Here is a 15,004-nt window from a genome sequence, read left to right as displayed (position 1 = left end):
CATCGACGAGTTGTTGCCGTGGAACGTGGCGTCGGCGCTTCCGTCTACTGCCCACGTCGAACCCATTCGATAGCATCGCGCTCCCGTCGTCAACGACCTACGCTACGGTGCTGGTCGAGTGCTTACGTTCAGCTCGCGTCGGCTCGAGTTGCTCGAGTTCCATCTCGATGGCAACCAAGTCGCCATCGATCGCCTCGTCGAGCAGGTTCATCTGCTCGCTGTTGAGCTGTTCGCTGCGCCGGCCGAACTGCTGGCGCTTGAGGATCGAGACCTCGTGGGTGAGTTGATCGATACGGGTCTGCCGGAAGCGTAGCTCGCGGTCTCGTTCACTCGCTTCCCGCTCCTTCTCCTTGACCTCGGCAATCAGTTGCGCGGCAAGGGCGCGCAACTGTTCCGGGTTGAGTGCGTCGAGGTCCGCGGGGTTCATGCAGGCCAGTCTGCCAGAACCCTGCCGACGGAGGAAGCGCGACTGTTTACCTCCCCGCCGGATTTAGACGACGCGGATCACGCCATCCTCGCCGATGCGTTGCCAGGGCAAGCCCAGCACCAGGCCGGCCAGTTGTTCGTGCGTCAAGACACGCTGCTTCGGTTCGCTGCCGATGGGCGGCCACGCGAACTGCCCTTGATTCAGGCGTCGCGCGGCCAGCCAGATGCCGATCCCGTCGTGAATCAGGACCTTCATGCGGTTGGCGCGCCGATTGGCGAACAGATAGGCATGGTGTGGGTGCGCGGCGCCGAACACCTTGACCACACGCGCCAAGGCCGTATCGAAACCGGCGCGCATGTCCAGTGGATCGACCGCCAGCCAGATCTCGTCGACACGGATCACCGCAGCCACTCACGCAGCCAGGCGGCGCACTGGGTTGCCTCGGACACCGGCCAGCTCACCGTGATCGACTGATCTCCTCGGCGCACCTCGATGCGGATCTCTGGCAAATGCGGACTCGGCGTTCCCAATGCCAACGGCACAAAGGCTGGCAGTAACGGTGGCGTGGCCGGCGGACGGCCCAGCGGTCTCTTGGGAAGTCGACCCTCCGCCTGATCGATCCAGCGCCGCAGCAGATTCGCGTTGAGCCGGTGCTCCAGCGCGACCGCCGCAACCGATACGCCGATTCCCTGGCAGGCCGCTACCACCTGCGCCTTGAACTCCTCGCTATAGCGTTGCCGACGACGACGCTCCGGGAGTGATTCCGATTCGATAGTGTTCACGTGTCCGCTTATTCGTTAAGTGGACACGATACTCCCAAGCGCCTCGGCCAAACTCAAGACGGGTTGGCTGGCCGCTTACGATTGTCGAGGCGTGGCACCGGGATTGCAACGAGAGGCGGCCTCACTGTGCTCTCAAAGAGTTGAAATCAGTTGAGTCCGCCCATCAGCTGATGCTTTCGATGGGTCCGACTGGACCCGAAACGCCGGGAAACTCGCTCGAGATCCGATCTAGAAATCTCAAGCGGCCCACTAAGAGCTCCGTTCAGAAGCCCTTAAGGAGGATGTTGGTCAGCAGACTCTTATTGAGACGCGCCCTGTTCCAGCACTTCATTCGGTATGTCAATGGGCGACTCAGTAGCATCGATCGGCGGGGATAGTCCATCGCGCAAGCCAACTGGCATTCCAACCGTGTAATTGACTTGTGCATCCATCTTTTCGTACTCTATATCATTCAAATTATTGATTTCGAATTTACGAATTTCTTCGCTTTAAAATTTTATAAACCATTTAAAAAGGCGTTGGCGGGGGGACGTTAACTTTCTTAGCAGCCACCCTTGGGGCCCCGGATAGTGAAAACCCAAGGATGGAAGCGCCGGTCATTGACGTCGACATGTGGGTGCGGATCGAACCATTGCTGCCACTGCCGAAGTCGCGGGGAAAAAGTGGCCCGAGGTCGCACGCGCGTGTCGGATCGCGCGGCAATCAACGACATCCGTTCGGTTGGCCGACTTCATGATGGGCAATCGACCGCAATGCCTGATAGATTAGCAAGCCACGTCGCGCGACATATTCACACCAACTGGGAACAACCGCTTCCACCCGATTACTACATCGAGCAATTCGGAGTGCGACGCGCGCATGCGAGAGAGGCCGTCGCGCGGCCGGAGTGCGAAGCGAAGTACCTGCCGGCAAATCGCCTCGCCACGAATCGCGGCAACTTCATTGCTTGGCACGAGCAGTAGCCAACCGCGGTCAACGAACCCGCCTGACACATCGCGCGTCGGTTCAGTGACGTCCAAGTATGCGCCCAGCCAGTCAACCCTGGCCCCAATCCCGTGAGGCCAGGATACGGGCTTAAGCTCCGTTCCGAAGCGCCCCGACCGCCGCTTCGCCGTTTGTCACCACCGTCTGTACGCTAGTGTATTCGGACAACCCCTCGAGTGCATTTTCGATGCCGATGCCGGACTGCTTGCGGCCACCAAAGGCGACATGCGGCGAGAAGGTGTGGATTTCGTTAATCCACACTGTGCCTGCCTCAATACGCTCAGCGATACGTTGCGCCAAGTCAAGATCGTTCGACCACACCGAAGCCGCCAGCCCATATTCGCTGTCGTTCGCGCGCGCAATAACGTTGTCGATGTCCTTGAACTTCAGCAGCGGAAGCACTGGTCCGAATGCCTCTTCCACCACCACGCGGCTGTCCTCGGGAGGATTGTCGATCAGTGTCACCGGGACGTGGAAACCCTGCTGGTCGGGAATCTCACCGCCAAGCAGGAACCGCAGCCCTCGCTCTTTGGCATCGGCCAAAAGGTTCTTGAGCTTGTCGAACTGCATGCGGTTCTGGATCGGTCCCAGGTCCGTATCAGGGTGCGATCCGTCACCCACTTTGACGGTCTTTGCGTACTCCACCAGCGCCTGCGCCAGCTCGTCATAGATCTCCTCATGGATGTAGAGCCGCTTGGCCGCCACGCAGAACTGCGCGCTATTCTGGAAGCAGGCCCAAAACAGCTTCTCCGCAGTCTCCTTGATGTCCACGTCCGGCAGCACGATCGCGGGATCGTTGCCGCCGAGTTCGAGCGTAATCCGCTTTAGATTGCCGGAGGCCGATTCCATGATCTTCCTGCCGGTCGCGGTAGAGCCAGTAAAGCTGATCTTGGAGATATCTCGGTGTGCGGTCATCCATGCGCCAAGCTCATTTCCACCGGAGACGATGTTCAGCACGCCCGGAGGCAGCACATCGCGCAGCAGTTCACCCAGCTTGAGCGTGCACAGAGGCGTAAAGGGCGAGGGCTTGATCACCATAGTATTACCAGCCACCAGCGCGGGGGCGATCTTCCATACCGCCAGCAACACTGGGAAATTCCACGGCGTAATCCCGCCGACCACTCCGAGCGGCACTCGTCGCGTTACGACACGACGCGTTCCTGTGTCCTCGACTACGTGAGCCGGCAGTTGCTGCTTGGCGATCTCGCGACACCAGATTGACGCCCCCCCGATTTCCCATTCGGCCCCCTTTCGCGCCTTCCCCTGTTCCAGAGTGAGCAGACGCATGAATTCCTCGGCGTGTTTTTCGAACAGGTCACCGATCGCGGCCACATATTCCTGCCGCTTCGCCCACGGAAGTGCGCTCCAAGCGGGGAATGCCCGCTTGGCCGCGGCTACAGCACCCTCCAACTGCTCACGGCTAGCGTCAGGCACGTGGGTGATTACCTGCTCGTTGGCCGGATTAATCACCACGATGCTGTTGGCGGCTGCGACGGACTCACCGTCGATGGTCATCGTGTAGTTGGAGAAGAAGTCGATCGTCATAGCGAAACACCTTTGTTTGTAGATTGCGTGTTGGATTTCACGCGATATTGGCAAGTAAACGTCGCATGATCTTGCCCGTGCTCGTTTTCGGCAATTCAGGCACAAAGCGCACTGCACGAGGCACCTTGTAGGCGGCCAGGTGCTGACGACAGTGTGCCAATAGCGTCGCCTCGTCGAGCTGCGACCCTTCGCGCAGTACGACGAAGGCGACTGCGATTTCGCCCTTCTCCTCGTCAGGGATGCCAGCCACCGCGGCCATCACTACATCAGGGTGCATCGCAACCACCTGCTCCAACTCGGCCGGATACACGTTGTAGCCTGCTGTAATGATCATGTCCTTCTTGCGGTCTACGACGTACAAGAAGCCATCAGCGTCGGCATAAGCAATGTCACCCGTCGCTAGCCAGCCCTGCGCGTCAAGCGCCTGCGCAGTCGCGGTGGGATTGTTGTAATAACCGACAGTCACTTGCGGTCCTCGCACCAGGAGTTCGCCTGGCGTGCCACACGGAGCGTCACGAGATGTATCGTTCAGGTCCGCAATGCGCACCTGCATGCCTGCAAACGGCAACCCGATCGAGCCGGGCCGCGGCACCCAGTATGGCGAGTGTGTAATCGCAGGCCCCGCCACCTCGGTCATTCCCCACAGCTCCAACAGCGGACAACCAAAGCGGTTGACCACTGCTTCGAGCTTGGCAACGGGCATGGTCTGCCCCCCGACCGTACAACGCTGCAAACTAGACAAGTCGGCATCCGCGATCTGCGGGTGCGCCAACATCTGGTAGTACATCGTCGGAACGCCCTCGAATAGCGAGACGCGCTCCGTTGCGATCAATTCGAAGGCGATGCCTGCATCAAACTTAGGCGTCGCAACCAGCCGGGTACCAGCCACGAACATCGCGTTCATCACTATATTGCCGTAGACGTGTGCGAACGGTAACGACGACAGGACCACGTCACCGGCATGGCGCACGTGCGCAGTCGCCGTGCCGACCAAGCTCTCCCACAGAGAGCGGTGAGTCAGCATCGCGCCCTTCGGCTTGCCGGTAGTGCCTGATGTGTAGGCGATCGTGAACAGGTCGTCAGGTCGGCGCTCGACCGGTTCGCGGTAGTCGCTCTGCAGCAGCGCGTCGAACGCCAGCGCGTCCGCCGCATTTCCCAGCGTAATACGGCGGACCTCCCGGTCCAACGGCACCAAGGCGCTGCGCTCGGCAGGCAGGATGGCCACGACAGCCTGCGAGTCGGAAGCAATGTACGCAACCTCTTGTGCACTGAGCAGGCCGTTGGCCGGCACCACGACCGCGCCGAGCCGTGCGATTGCGTGATAAGCGACGATCCATTGCCAGCCGTTGGGCAGATATAGCACTACCCTGTCGCCAGGCTCGACGCCCAGCGCAGCAAGCCCGCCAGCGAAGCGCCCCGCCAGTTCATCGAGTTGGCGATAGGTGTATTCGCCTTCGCTCGGCACCATCAGCGCGATCCGCTCGCCGAAACGCTCGGCAGCGTGGCGAACCAAATGAGTCATAGTGGCTGCACGCATCGCTCAGCCCTCTAAGCCGCTGGGAATCAGAACCGCCTTGAGTACCTCTCCGGACTCGGACGCATGCGCCGCATCTTCGATTTGCGACAGCGGATACTTACGGATCAGCCGGTCGAACGGGAAGCGCCCCTGCTTCCATAGCTCGACCATCTGCGGAATGAAGATATCAGGCACGCTGTCGCCCTCGATGATCCCACGCACAGTACGGCCGAATAGGAGGCCGCTCATATCGAGCGAAACTTCCGTACCCAACGGGGCAACACCGATGATCCCGCACACACCGGTCAGCCGCAGGGCATCGACCGCTTGTCGCAACACCTTGGGCAGACCTGTGCACTCGAGTGAGTACTGCACTCCTTCGCCAGTGATTGCCTGGATCTCCGCGACAGCATCCTGTTTGCCACCGTTGATTGTGTGAGTGGCCCCTAACTCTTTGGCCAATTCCAAGCGCTTTTCGTTAAGATCCACCGCAATGATGGTCGCGCAACCGACCACCTTGGCTGCCATCACGGCAGCCAAGCCGACCGACCCAGCCCCAAAGATTGCGATCGATGAGCCGGCACCGGGCTTCAATGCATTAATCACTGCACCAGCGCCGGTCTGGATACCGCAACCCAACGGCCCCATGATCTCCACGGGAACATCGCCTGGGATCTTCACCACGTTGCGCTCCGTCGCAAGCGCATACTCGCCGAACGATGACTGCGAGAAGAAATAGCCGCTGATCCGCTGGCCGTGCGCATCGCAGCACGGACGCGAGCCGTCTGGCCGAGCGCCGCTGAAGTTGCGACCGTACAGATCCACGCAATAGCCGTACTGCCCACTCTGACAATTTGCGCAGACCCCACAACTGCCGTAGCTGAGCACCACGTGGTCGCCCGGCTTCACCTTGGTCACGGCGCTGCCGACTTTCTCGACCACTCCCGCGCCCTCGTGTCCAAGTACCGCCGGTAGTGGCGTGGGAAAATACTGATCACGTACCACTAAGTCAGTGTGGCACATCCCCACGCCTTTAATACGCACCAGGACCTCATTGTCACGCGGATCATCGAGCTCAATCGGCTCAATACTGAACGCGCCTCCTTTTTCCCTGACTACTGCTGCATTCATTCGTGTCACGATTGTCTCCCACTGTGCGGCAGGCGAAGCCTGCGAGTTGTGCGTGTTAAATATCTCGGGCAAAGCGCGCCCACTACGGATCGCCATTCGCTCCATGCCACGGCTTCGCGCGCGTCACAACGAATGGCCCCAACATCTACCGCATATTCCCAAGCAGGGCCGCTCAATCGTCGTTCGCGTTCATCAGTCTTCAGTAGCACCGTAGCGATCAGAGAGTGATGGTTTACTCGTCCAAAGCGTCGATAAAATGGTAGGGTAAACTCCGCTCAGGCCCATGGGGTAACCGATCGCCGTATGCGGAACCACGTCGCAATCCACGGCCCTCGGGATCAACCGTCAAATCTCGATGCCGACATCGGCCGTGTTGCCGAGTCGTTGAAGAACGTTTGACAGCCTTAAGTATGAATGCGGATAGACAACCCTGCGCCGAGAGGCTGATTGAACAAGCTAGACCCAGGACCCGCTTACCCCTCCCCGCCCTGACCTGGAGGTCGGACTGAATACCGGGCAATTCCGCTTCACGAAAATGAACAACGCAAACGATGTCGTTGTTTGCGCGGGCAGCCGCATCCTCCGCGCTATCCGTTGTGAGAAACGCTGCGCGTCCTACACGGCGGAGCGAGGAGCAATGCTGTTCCATTCGCTCTGTGTCAGGAAACGGGAAACAATCAGCACGCGCCCGCTGCCGACTATTCCCGGTAGGGCGACTCACGCATCGCCTAGGTGACGGCGGGCTATGACGGAAAAGTTCAACTGCCCCACACCCTTGAACGGAGACAACCAAACTGCAACCGATCCCCATCTCGCGCCGCTTCGTGGCCAACGCTGAGGAATTGAGTCCAGGTCGCGCGAAGGGATAGGATTGCTCAAAGCCGGCTAATACGGATTTCTCCTCGTTCCAAGAGGCCGAACCCGAAATGAACATCTCTTTCGAAGCCTTCATGTGTCTCCGCGCCGTAGTCGCACGCACGCCAGATAGAAGTCCAGCGGCGCTTGCATGTTGTTGGAGCAAGTCTATGTCCAAGGGACTTGCAAGTTTGTCTCACATGAAACAATCTGAGATCCGGATTTCCCCGATGCACGTGGTATTTCAATGCCTGTAGTGTCCCTCTTATGAAAAAAGTCGACGATCAACTATCCCGGTCACCTTGGTTTTTGGGCCTTCCAGCCCACTTGCAGCAAGCCGTGCGCAACGGCATCGTATCGCGCGTAGTCGAGCCGGACGGTTACGTCTGCCGACGTGGAGAGCATTGCCGCCACTGGGTCGGCGTGGTCGATGGCTTGGTCAAGGTCTGTAATTCGTCACAGACAGGACGTTTAATGACGTTTGCAGGTATTCCACCTGGCGCCTGGTTTGGAGAAGGAACCGTCTTGAAGTCTGAACAATGGCACTACGATGCAATTGCTTTGCGGCCGTCACTCGTTGCATTGCTACCGGCGGAAGTCTTCTTTCGAATCCTCAATGAGAGCCTCTTTTTCAACCGATTCCTACTCGAGCACATCAACGAGCGGCTGGGGCAGCTTATGGCGACGGTTCAGAACGATCGCCTCTCAGAACCGTCTCTACGAGTATCGAACTGCCTTCTCGCGATGTTCAATCCGAAGCTCTACCCCATTAGCAGCGCTGAGATTGCGTTGACTCAGGAGGAAATTGGGTATTTGTCTGGCATCACGCGCCAAAAGGTCAATCGCGCAGTCGGACGCCTTCAGGAACTGGGACTGGTAAGCGTTAGCTATGGGCGCGTTGAAGTAACGGATGTGGAGGGCTTGCGCCGCTTTGCTGAGGCGTCCGAGTGACGGCGGGAAGTCGCTCCTCATTTGCGGCTTGATGTTTTGGGGACTCTACTGGGAGGAATAGCCGAAGATAAAAGAGGACCAAATCTAAGGATACGCTTGCGGTATCGGGTGGGCGAGAACTGATCAATTTCATTATATCGCCGACGAAACGCGGGGCGCGCCTGATCGAGCACCCGACTCGCCACTTCCACGTGCTTCTTCGACATCATTGAAACCCGATACCAAGGAGCACATTTGAGCCCATACAAGAAAACAAATCAGCACCTCTCCAACAACAAAACCCAATCCGATTATAAACCCGATTAATTTTAACTCAACAACTCCGTCAGGACAGACTCGCTCAGCGTTGTCTCGAAGCAATGGAATCAGGCCTTCTATATCATCACCAACTTCCAACACGGGGGTGCGAATTTATTACTCAATACACCAAAATCCGATTTTAAATTTAAATCACTTATAAAGCGCACAAATATTTATTTCAGCCATTGAAATTTCGCGATCACGGACTTTTTCCAAGATCAGCGACGCTATCCTATTTTACACTTTGGTGAAATAGTTCGAATCGCTTGTCGGTCGCCTGATGCAATCTTTCTGCTTTTGGCTGCATTGCTCTGCCGCGCCGCGGAATCATCACTGGTATGGCGTTCAGTGACATGATGGCCTTAAGTAGTTGGGCGGTACGCACCTTCGAGATATTCCATTGGAACCGTGACCTGTTAATATATCGCGCGATCCCGTCTATTTGCGCCACTTCCACTCACGTGATAACCACTGCAAAGATGGCGCAGAATGCGCCAAGCCTAAAAAACAGCAACACTATACGTGTTTTTAACCGTTCCATACTCTGCGTCCAACGATCTCAAAACATTAACAACGATACGCATCCTCACCGCGCACTAAGACTAGGGAGTTGATTCGAGTGCGGAAGCGCTTCCGCAATCAGCGCCAAAGATTCGATTCAACGCCCTAAATTGCGGTGAGAGTTCGGTCAAGCGCTGTAGCCGATTCGCACGACACCCCAATACCGCCCGCTCACGAAGACACGGACCGAAACGTCCTTCATCAACATGAAATCACCGTTTCCCATGTCGCGACGATAGGTCTGCAGAAGAAACGGCTTCGCGCGAGAAACACTAGCAAGCGCCGTGCGATCCTTGTATATCCGACGGTTTCGACAGTTGGCCGCGTTCCACATCGGGTCGTTCCCCTGTGGCTGCGAGAACTTCCGATTGTGAGTCGGCAAATAGCCATTCCTGTCCGTGCAGGTGCAATAGGCGAGACGCTCTTCGTGCTCGAGCACGCGATCAAGGACCGCGGGCAACACCCGATCAGTGAAGGCCGTGAAACGCGTCATGAACTGCTGTGGGTCAGTGCCGGGAATGGCCGCGTAATCGTCGTCGAACAAATCCTCTAGCGATATCTCGCCGCGCGCGACGGCGCGCTCGAAAAGCTGGCTGATCTGGACCGCGACGAACTGCGCGGTTTCGATGAGACGCGTGTCGGGCGTCTCGATGCCTGTTGCTGCGGTGAGTTCGATAAGTGTTTCTGAAACCGACAGCAGCGTACCGAGCCGATCCTTGGCGTTGGAAAAGTTCTTGCTGGAATCCTCAACACCCGAGGCCATTTCGACGACCTGCTCTTCGAGCCGATGGCACTGAATCTCGATTTCGCCAGTCAGTACTGCAATCTGCTCGGCCTCGCCGGCGAGCTCGGTGATGGCACGGCCAGTGGCGTGCACGACTTCGCCGATCATCCTAGTACCCTCACGCACCCGATGGGCGCGTGCGGTGTTCTCAGTGCCTTCGGCGATCAGTCTCTCGGTCTGTTCGGTAAGGCGTGTCAGCGTCGCTTCGATCTGGGACGTGGCCTGCTCAGTCTTAGCTGAAAGGTTCTTGACCTCGGCTGCGACAACCGCGAAGCTGCGACCGGACTCACCGGCGCGGGCTGCTTCGATGGCTGCGTTGAGTGCGAGCAGGTGAGTCTGGCGAGCGATAATGGAAATTTCCTCGGAAACTCTACTGACATGGCAGAGCGCATCGCGCAGGGCACCGATTTGGCTTTCGATGGCTGTGACGCCCTCGACGAGGCCGTGGATGTCCGCGAGCGATTCCTCGAGCGTCTGTCGCGACTGTTCGACAGCGACCGAAGCGCTAGCGCTGACGGTGCGTACCTGCTGAGCAGCCTCGGCAATACGGTGGTTTCCGAGCATCGTGACGGCGGCGGACTTGCGCAGCGTGTGGCAGACCTGGGTTTGCTGGCCAACGCGCGCAGCGACTTCGTCGACATGACCGGACACGTCGCAGATCTCGATACCGAGCTTCCCAGCTTGCTCGGCGATGTCTCCGACGAGCGGGCGCCACGAGGAGCGAATGCGATCGAAGAAAAGCGTTTTCATATGGCCCACGAAAGCTCAACCACTGGCGAATGCGCTCTTTTCATACGAAGCGGGTCAGCTCTGGGCGGGAATACACGCCAAGCACCGTCACCGTGGTAGAAGAACACAATGGTCATCGGGCCAGCATTCCGTCGTGCCTCAATGCAAGCAAAACGGACGCCGCTGGGCATACGACCGAATCGAGTGACACGTAGCGGTCTCTCGGATGTCGGCGCAAACCATTTCTCCACGAGAGAACGCAAGGATGTCTTCTCAGTATCCATATCCGTCGCTTCGCGTCACGAAAATACGTATAGCCCGGTGCATAAAGCTGATGTTCCGTAAGGGGATTGACGTTCTGTACCAAACACACGAGGCGATGCAGTCTTTCCAGTGACCAAACCCGGAGTGAACGCCTCCATCGAAACCTTCATGTGTTTCCCCCATCGCCATGCGCCTGCCAGACAGCAGTCCTGCGGCGCCTACATGATGTTGGAGCAAGTCTATGTCGAGGGGCTCTGCGAGATTGTCTCGTACGAAACAATCTCGGATCCAAATTTGCCCGAGTGCCGATTCAACCCTCCTCCCAGCGATGTTCAATCCGGCTCTACCGCGTTGGCAGCGCCGAGAACGCGCTAACGTAGGAAGAATAAGGGCAGTCGCGCAGTCCGATGTCTTCAGGAACCGCGACTGGTAACGTCGTGTATTTGCATCCGAAATACCGCATGTGGTGACAGCGCGCCGCTTGGCGCGAGCATCGCGGTGATGGTGGATTGTCACCTCAGACTTTACTATCGCGCGCGATAGACGTTTGTGTTCGCGCGGATCCCGGCGTAACGCCGAAGCGAAATTTGAATGCGCGATGAAAATGCGCCGCCGAGGCAAAGCCGCAGCGATAGCCGATCCACTCCACACTGCGCACGGAATGCTGCGGCTCGCGCAGCATCGAAAGCGCCTTTCGCAATCGTTCTTCCAATAGCCAAGACGAAAATGTTTCGCCAACGCCAGCAAACCGGTTCTGGATAGTGCGAGTGGTGCAATGGAATGCGTCGGCAATCGTGGCGACCGTCAAATCGGGCGCTACGAGGCGCGCCCGCGCGTAGTCCTTAAGATGGACGACGTTGGCTTCGAATTTCTGCACACTTGCATTGACTCGACTACTCTCCTCCGCCACGGCGAGAATCAGGGTTTCCAAAGAGCGCCCAATGGCAACCACTGCTCGGTGTTGCTGCAAGTCCATGGACTGACACAAAAGCCTAAATTGTTCGCCGGCCAGCCGCCCTAAGGCCGTGCATGTGAACGCGGCATTCATGGTCGCGAAAGGTGGATCTGTGCCAAACAATTGTCGGGGCAAGCGTAGCGAATGCAAAGTCATGCATCGATGTTCAGGAAAACGCACAACGAAGCCTGCAGCATTGTCGAGCAACCTCAGTGTCCCTCGGGACACGAGAGGTTCTCCAAGAGAATCCTCAGCTCCGTAATCGCTGCTCTCACAATAGTTGACGAACACACTATTGTCTGGAATACGGTGCATGGCAACCTCGTTCCTTCGCGCACTGTGGCCAGGTGCGTTGATCCGAGCAATTTTGACGGTACCGCAGATGATGGCCTCGAAACATGCGTCGAACCCCACTTGTCCCGGTGGTTCGGGGTCGATCCCGGTATAAACCGGACAGATCGCCTCTCGCCAATAGTCAAACTGCTCGGATGCGGAAATTCCGACGGTAGATGCATTAAACACTTGCATTTCGCTATGGGTCATTGATTTTCGTCCTTGGTCACTTCAGTGGGAGCACCGGTCTTCCTAAACTACGGCGAAATGCCACTTCCATCATCGGAGACAACGCCTATGCGCGCCGACCATTGCACCTTCGTCTTCGTTCACGGCTTCTGGCACGACATGGGGACCTGGGACCACGTGTTACCAGGCCTCGAAGCCAAGGGACATACTGCCCACGCCATTGACCTGCCCGGCGCCGGCGCGAATGCCAGAATGCCTGCGTCGTATTCCTGGCGACCGCTTGATCGCGCCGCCTTTGCTGTCGAACCGTCACCCAATGCGGGCGTAACGCAGGAGGAACGCACGCGCGCCGTGATTGCGGTCATCAAGTCTGCGGATCGACCGGTGATCCTTATTGGACATTCGTTGGGGGGCGCAACGATTTCAGACGTGGCAGAGACCGTGCCTGAATTGCTAGAGGCTGTTGTCTATCTCACGGCGTTCCTTTTACCGCCGGGTATGCCACCCATCGCCATGATCGAGCACGAGACAATGGTCGATGCCATGGTACCTTCCCTGTTCCTGGCCGATCCTGTCCAAGTGGGAGCGCTGAGGCTCGACCCGTTCTCCGAAGACCCAACCTATCGGGCGATGCTTAAGGCGGCATTTTACGCCGACGTAGCTGACGCCGATCTGGTTGGTGTCGCTGCACGCCTGCATTGTGACGAACCTGTCGCAACCGTGCTACGACCGTCAGCAGTGACTGCCGGTCGGTTTGGGACTGTCAAGCGCCACTACATTCGTTGCACTGAGGACCGCGCGATCCCTATCGTCGGCCAGGATCATATGATTGCTGCCATGGACCGTGCCATGGGCAATGAGACCATCCGGCACACCTTGGCGTCCAGTCACTCGCCGTTCTATTCGCAACCCGCCGAACTCGTGCAATTACTTGCCGACATCGGAACTGATTCCATCAACGCTGCATGCGAATCCGCAAAAAAACCGCTACAGATCTGAACGCGACACTGAGGTCGAAGGCGGAGAGAATCGCAGGTAACACTGTGGGCGCTCGGCGCGTATGAAAAGAGCGCTTCTCCTGTGACGGGCAGTCGCGGCCTCCCTCTTAAAATGCATATACAACATTATTATTTTTCTAAACCAAATAAAGGAATTAGACATGCCACTCGACAGAATCGTGCAAACCATTCTGGCCCAGTCCAAAGCATCCGGCGCACCGGATCTCGCCAGCCTGCCACCGGTCACCGCCCGGGCTGTATATCGCCAAATTCTCGCGAGTGCTGATGTAGGGCCTGTGGATGTCGACGTAGCAAATCATTTGATCGATGGCTCTGACGGCGCCCTGAGATTGCGCATTTACCGACCAACGCGCGAATCAACCCAAGGAATCATTGTCTACTACCATGGCGGGGGATTCGTGCTCGGCGACTTGGACGGATACGACAACGTGTGCCGCACACTATGTGATGACAGCGGCGCAACAGTCGTGTCGGTGGACTACCGGCTTGCACCCGAACACCCATTCCCAGCAGCCGTCGACGACGCGTGGGCGGCACTCGAATGGGTCGCAGCCAACACGGGAGAACTCGCAATATCCGGTGCCCCTATTGCAGTAACTGGAGACAGCGCGGGCGCGTCGCTCGCAACAGTGATGTGTATTGTCGCGCGAGATCGCGGCGGTCCCGCCATCGTGTTTCAGGGCCTCGTTTATCCGCCTGTGGCCGCTGGCTCGCGTAGAGATTTTCCATCACACATTCAGTATGAGGACGGCCCCACGTTGACAGCCCGTATGATGGACTACTTCGATCGTCTATATTTCGGTGCCGGAGGGCCGCCGAAAGACGAACTTGCCGCGCCGTTGCTGGCGGACAACTTGGCAAACCTGCCGCCGGTACTGCTCCAGATCGCCACTCATGATCCATTGCGGGACGAGGCGCTGGCCTACGGAGACCGCCTGCTTGAAGCCGGCAACGATGTAGTAGTGGTTGAATATCATGGCCTCCCACACGGGTTCATCAGCATGGGCGGCGCGGTACCGGCAGCTCGTCTTGCACAGCAGCAGTTGGGTCACGCGTTGCGCGCTGCCCTGCATCGCGCGCACTAAGAAGCTCTAACAAAATGAGTTGCGGGGGCTGTTATCCCGTCGCGTGGCATCGACTGGCCTCATGTGGTCATCGAATCGTCCTCCATCCGTGCAGTGGGATCAGGTGAAAAAACAGGACCGAATCCCACCGACCGGGCACGACCCGGTTCCAAGCACCACCTCGTGACCGAAGCGCAGGGCATCCCGCTCACGCTGATCCTTACGGGCGCCAACCGCAACGACGTCACGCAACTGCTACCCCTCGTCGAGGCCATACCGCACATTCTCGGCAAGCGTGGCCGACCACTGTCAAAGCCTGCCGTCTTCCAGGCCGATCGCGGCTACCATCACGACAAGTATCGCACGCCGCTCTTTCTGCCGGCATCGCCACGCCGATCGCCCGTCGAGGTGAGCCGCACTGCAGTGGCCTCGGAAAAACCCGCTGGGTCGTCGAGCGCACCTTTGCATGGCTGCACGACTTCAGGCGCTTGTGCATCCGGTTCGAACGCCTCGCGGCCATACACGAAGCGTCCATGAAAATCACCGCTTGCATCATCTGCTGGCGGCACCACCAAAAGTCATTCTGTTAGCGCCTCTAAGAGACCAACCCGCTAT

Annotated in this window: 10 protein-coding genes and 3 pseudogenes; 5 read left to right on the top strand and 8 right to left on the bottom strand. The window is 58.1% G+C overall.

The genetic code is table 11. The annotated features are described in order from the left end of the window. Positions 1 to 121: 121 nt before the first annotated feature. The 3 genes and pseudogenes from G3O06_RS23025 to G3O06_RS23015 form a co-directional block, all read right to left on the bottom strand. Positions 122 to 427 (bottom strand): annotated as a pseudogene (locus tag G3O06_RS23025) (transposase); the annotation flags it as partial. A 63-nt stretch (positions 428 to 490) separates the two neighbouring features. Continuing rightward, a complete protein-coding gene (gene tnpB, locus G3O06_RS23020; RefSeq protein WP_175839453.1) occupies positions 491 to 838 on the bottom strand; it encodes an IS66 family insertion sequence element accessory protein TnpB in 348 nt (115 codons plus the stop codon). After that, positions 826 to 1,209 carry a transposase gene (locus tag G3O06_RS23015; protein WP_346779547.1) on the bottom strand — a complete coding sequence of 128 codons (384 nt, stop codon included), beginning with the start codon at positions 1,207 to 1,209 and terminating at the stop codon, positions 826 to 828. The genes tnpB and G3O06_RS23015 overlap by 13 nt, the downstream gene beginning before the upstream one ends. A gap of 583 nt (positions 1,210 to 1,792) precedes the next feature. Between G3O06_RS23015 and G3O06_RS49150 the strand changes: the two are divergent. Continuing rightward, positions 1,793 to 1,922, top strand: a pseudogene (locus tag G3O06_RS49150) (IS5/IS1182 family transposase); the annotation flags it as partial. 361 nt (positions 1,923 to 2,283) lie between these two features. Here the strand turns inward: G3O06_RS49150 and G3O06_RS23010 are convergent. From G3O06_RS23010 to G3O06_RS23000, 3 genes are read right to left on the bottom strand one after another with little or no spacing between them, the layout of a single operon-like run. Then, positions 2,284 to 3,738, bottom strand: coding sequence for an aldehyde dehydrogenase family protein (locus tag G3O06_RS23010; RefSeq protein WP_205817594.1), 1,455 nt, complete (start codon positions 3,736 to 3,738; stop codon positions 2,284 to 2,286). Between the two features lie 37 nt (positions 3,739 to 3,775). Beyond that, on the bottom strand, positions 3,776 to 5,260 hold the full coding sequence (locus G3O06_RS23005; RefSeq protein ID WP_205817593.1) for an AMP-binding protein: 1,485 nt from the start codon (positions 5,258 to 5,260) through the stop codon (positions 3,776 to 3,778). 18 nt (positions 5,261 to 5,278) lie between these two features. Then, positions 5,279 to 6,385 carry an NAD(P)-dependent alcohol dehydrogenase gene (locus G3O06_RS23000; protein ID WP_205817592.1) on the bottom strand — a complete coding sequence of 369 codons (1,107 nt, stop codon included), beginning with the start codon at positions 6,383 to 6,385 and terminating at the stop codon, positions 5,279 to 5,281. Positions 6,386 to 7,507: 1,122 nt separating this feature from the next. On the opposite strand from G3O06_RS23000, the gene G3O06_RS22995 reads away from it, so the two are divergent. Further along, positions 7,508 to 8,191, top strand: coding sequence for a Crp/Fnr family transcriptional regulator (locus tag G3O06_RS22995; protein ID WP_205817591.1), 684 nt, complete (start codon positions 7,508 to 7,510; stop codon positions 8,189 to 8,191). 988 nt (positions 8,192 to 9,179) lie between these two features. On the opposite strand, the gene G3O06_RS22990 is transcribed toward G3O06_RS22995, so the two are convergent. Together G3O06_RS22990 and G3O06_RS22985 are read right to left on the bottom strand one after the other, a co-directional pair. Beyond that, complete coding sequence (locus G3O06_RS22990; protein WP_205817590.1) at positions 9,180 to 10,586, bottom strand: methyl-accepting chemotaxis protein; 1,407 nt, start codon at positions 10,584 to 10,586, stop codon at positions 9,180 to 9,182. A 760-nt stretch (positions 10,587 to 11,346) separates the two neighbouring features. Continuing rightward, a complete protein-coding gene (locus G3O06_RS22985) occupies positions 11,347 to 12,327 on the bottom strand; it encodes a helix-turn-helix domain-containing protein (RefSeq protein WP_205817589.1) in 981 nt (326 codons plus the stop codon). Between the two features lie 87 nt (positions 12,328 to 12,414). Here G3O06_RS22985 and G3O06_RS22980 point away from each other — a divergent pair, with 87 nt between their 5' ends. The 3 genes and pseudogenes from G3O06_RS22980 to G3O06_RS22970 all read left to right on the top strand — a co-directional run. Beyond that, positions 12,415 to 13,305 (top strand): alpha/beta fold hydrolase, encoded by an 891-nt coding sequence (locus G3O06_RS22980; RefSeq protein ID WP_205817588.1) that lies wholly within the window; start codon positions 12,415 to 12,417, stop codon positions 13,303 to 13,305. A gap of 160 nt (positions 13,306 to 13,465) precedes the next feature. Continuing rightward, positions 13,466 to 14,410, top strand: a complete 945-nt coding sequence (locus G3O06_RS22975; RefSeq protein ID WP_205817587.1) for an alpha/beta hydrolase — start codon at positions 13,466 to 13,468, stop codon at positions 14,408 to 14,410. Positions 14,411 to 14,479: 69 nt separating this feature from the next. Beyond that, positions 14,480 to 14,979: pseudogene (locus tag G3O06_RS22970) on the top strand (IS5 family transposase); the annotation flags it as partial. Positions 14,980 to 15,004 lie beyond the last annotated feature (25 nt).

The organism is Burkholderia sp. Ac-20345 (genome assembly GCF_017104825.1).
In the GTDB taxonomy this organism is placed as follows: domain Bacteria; phylum Pseudomonadota; class Gammaproteobacteria; order Burkholderiales; family Burkholderiaceae; genus Burkholderia; species Burkholderia lata_B.
This window is presented reverse-complemented; position numbering and strand designations above follow the sequence as displayed.

Excerpts from the sequence above, each read along its gene's own strand:
- G3O06_RS23005 (WP_205817593.1), bottom strand. The coding sequence starts at position 5,260 with ATGACTCATTTGGTTCGCCACGCTGCCGAGCGTTTCGGCGAGCGGATC.
- G3O06_RS22990 (WP_205817590.1), bottom strand. The coding sequence starts at position 10,586 with ATGAAAACGCTTTTCTTCGATCGCATTCGCTCCTCGTGGCGCCCGCTC.
- G3O06_RS23010 (WP_205817594.1), bottom strand. The coding sequence starts at position 3,738 with ATGACGATCGACTTCTTCTCCAACTACACGATGACCATCGACGGTGAG.
- G3O06_RS22985 (WP_205817589.1), bottom strand. The coding sequence starts at position 12,327 with ATGACCCATAGCGAAATGCAAGTGTTTAATGCATCTACCGTCGGAATT.
- G3O06_RS23000 (WP_205817592.1), bottom strand. The coding sequence starts at position 6,385 with ATGAATGCAGCAGTAGTCAGGGAAAAAGGAGGCGCGTTCAGTATTGAG.
- G3O06_RS22980 (WP_205817588.1), top strand. The coding sequence starts at position 12,415 with ATGCGCGCCGACCATTGCACCTTCGTCTTCGTTCACGGCTTCTGGCAC.
- G3O06_RS22995 (WP_205817591.1), top strand. The coding sequence starts at position 7,508 with ATGAAAAAAGTCGACGATCAACTATCCCGGTCACCTTGGTTTTTGGGC.
- G3O06_RS22975 (WP_205817587.1), top strand. The coding sequence starts at position 13,466 with ATGCCACTCGACAGAATCGTGCAAACCATTCTGGCCCAGTCCAAAGCA.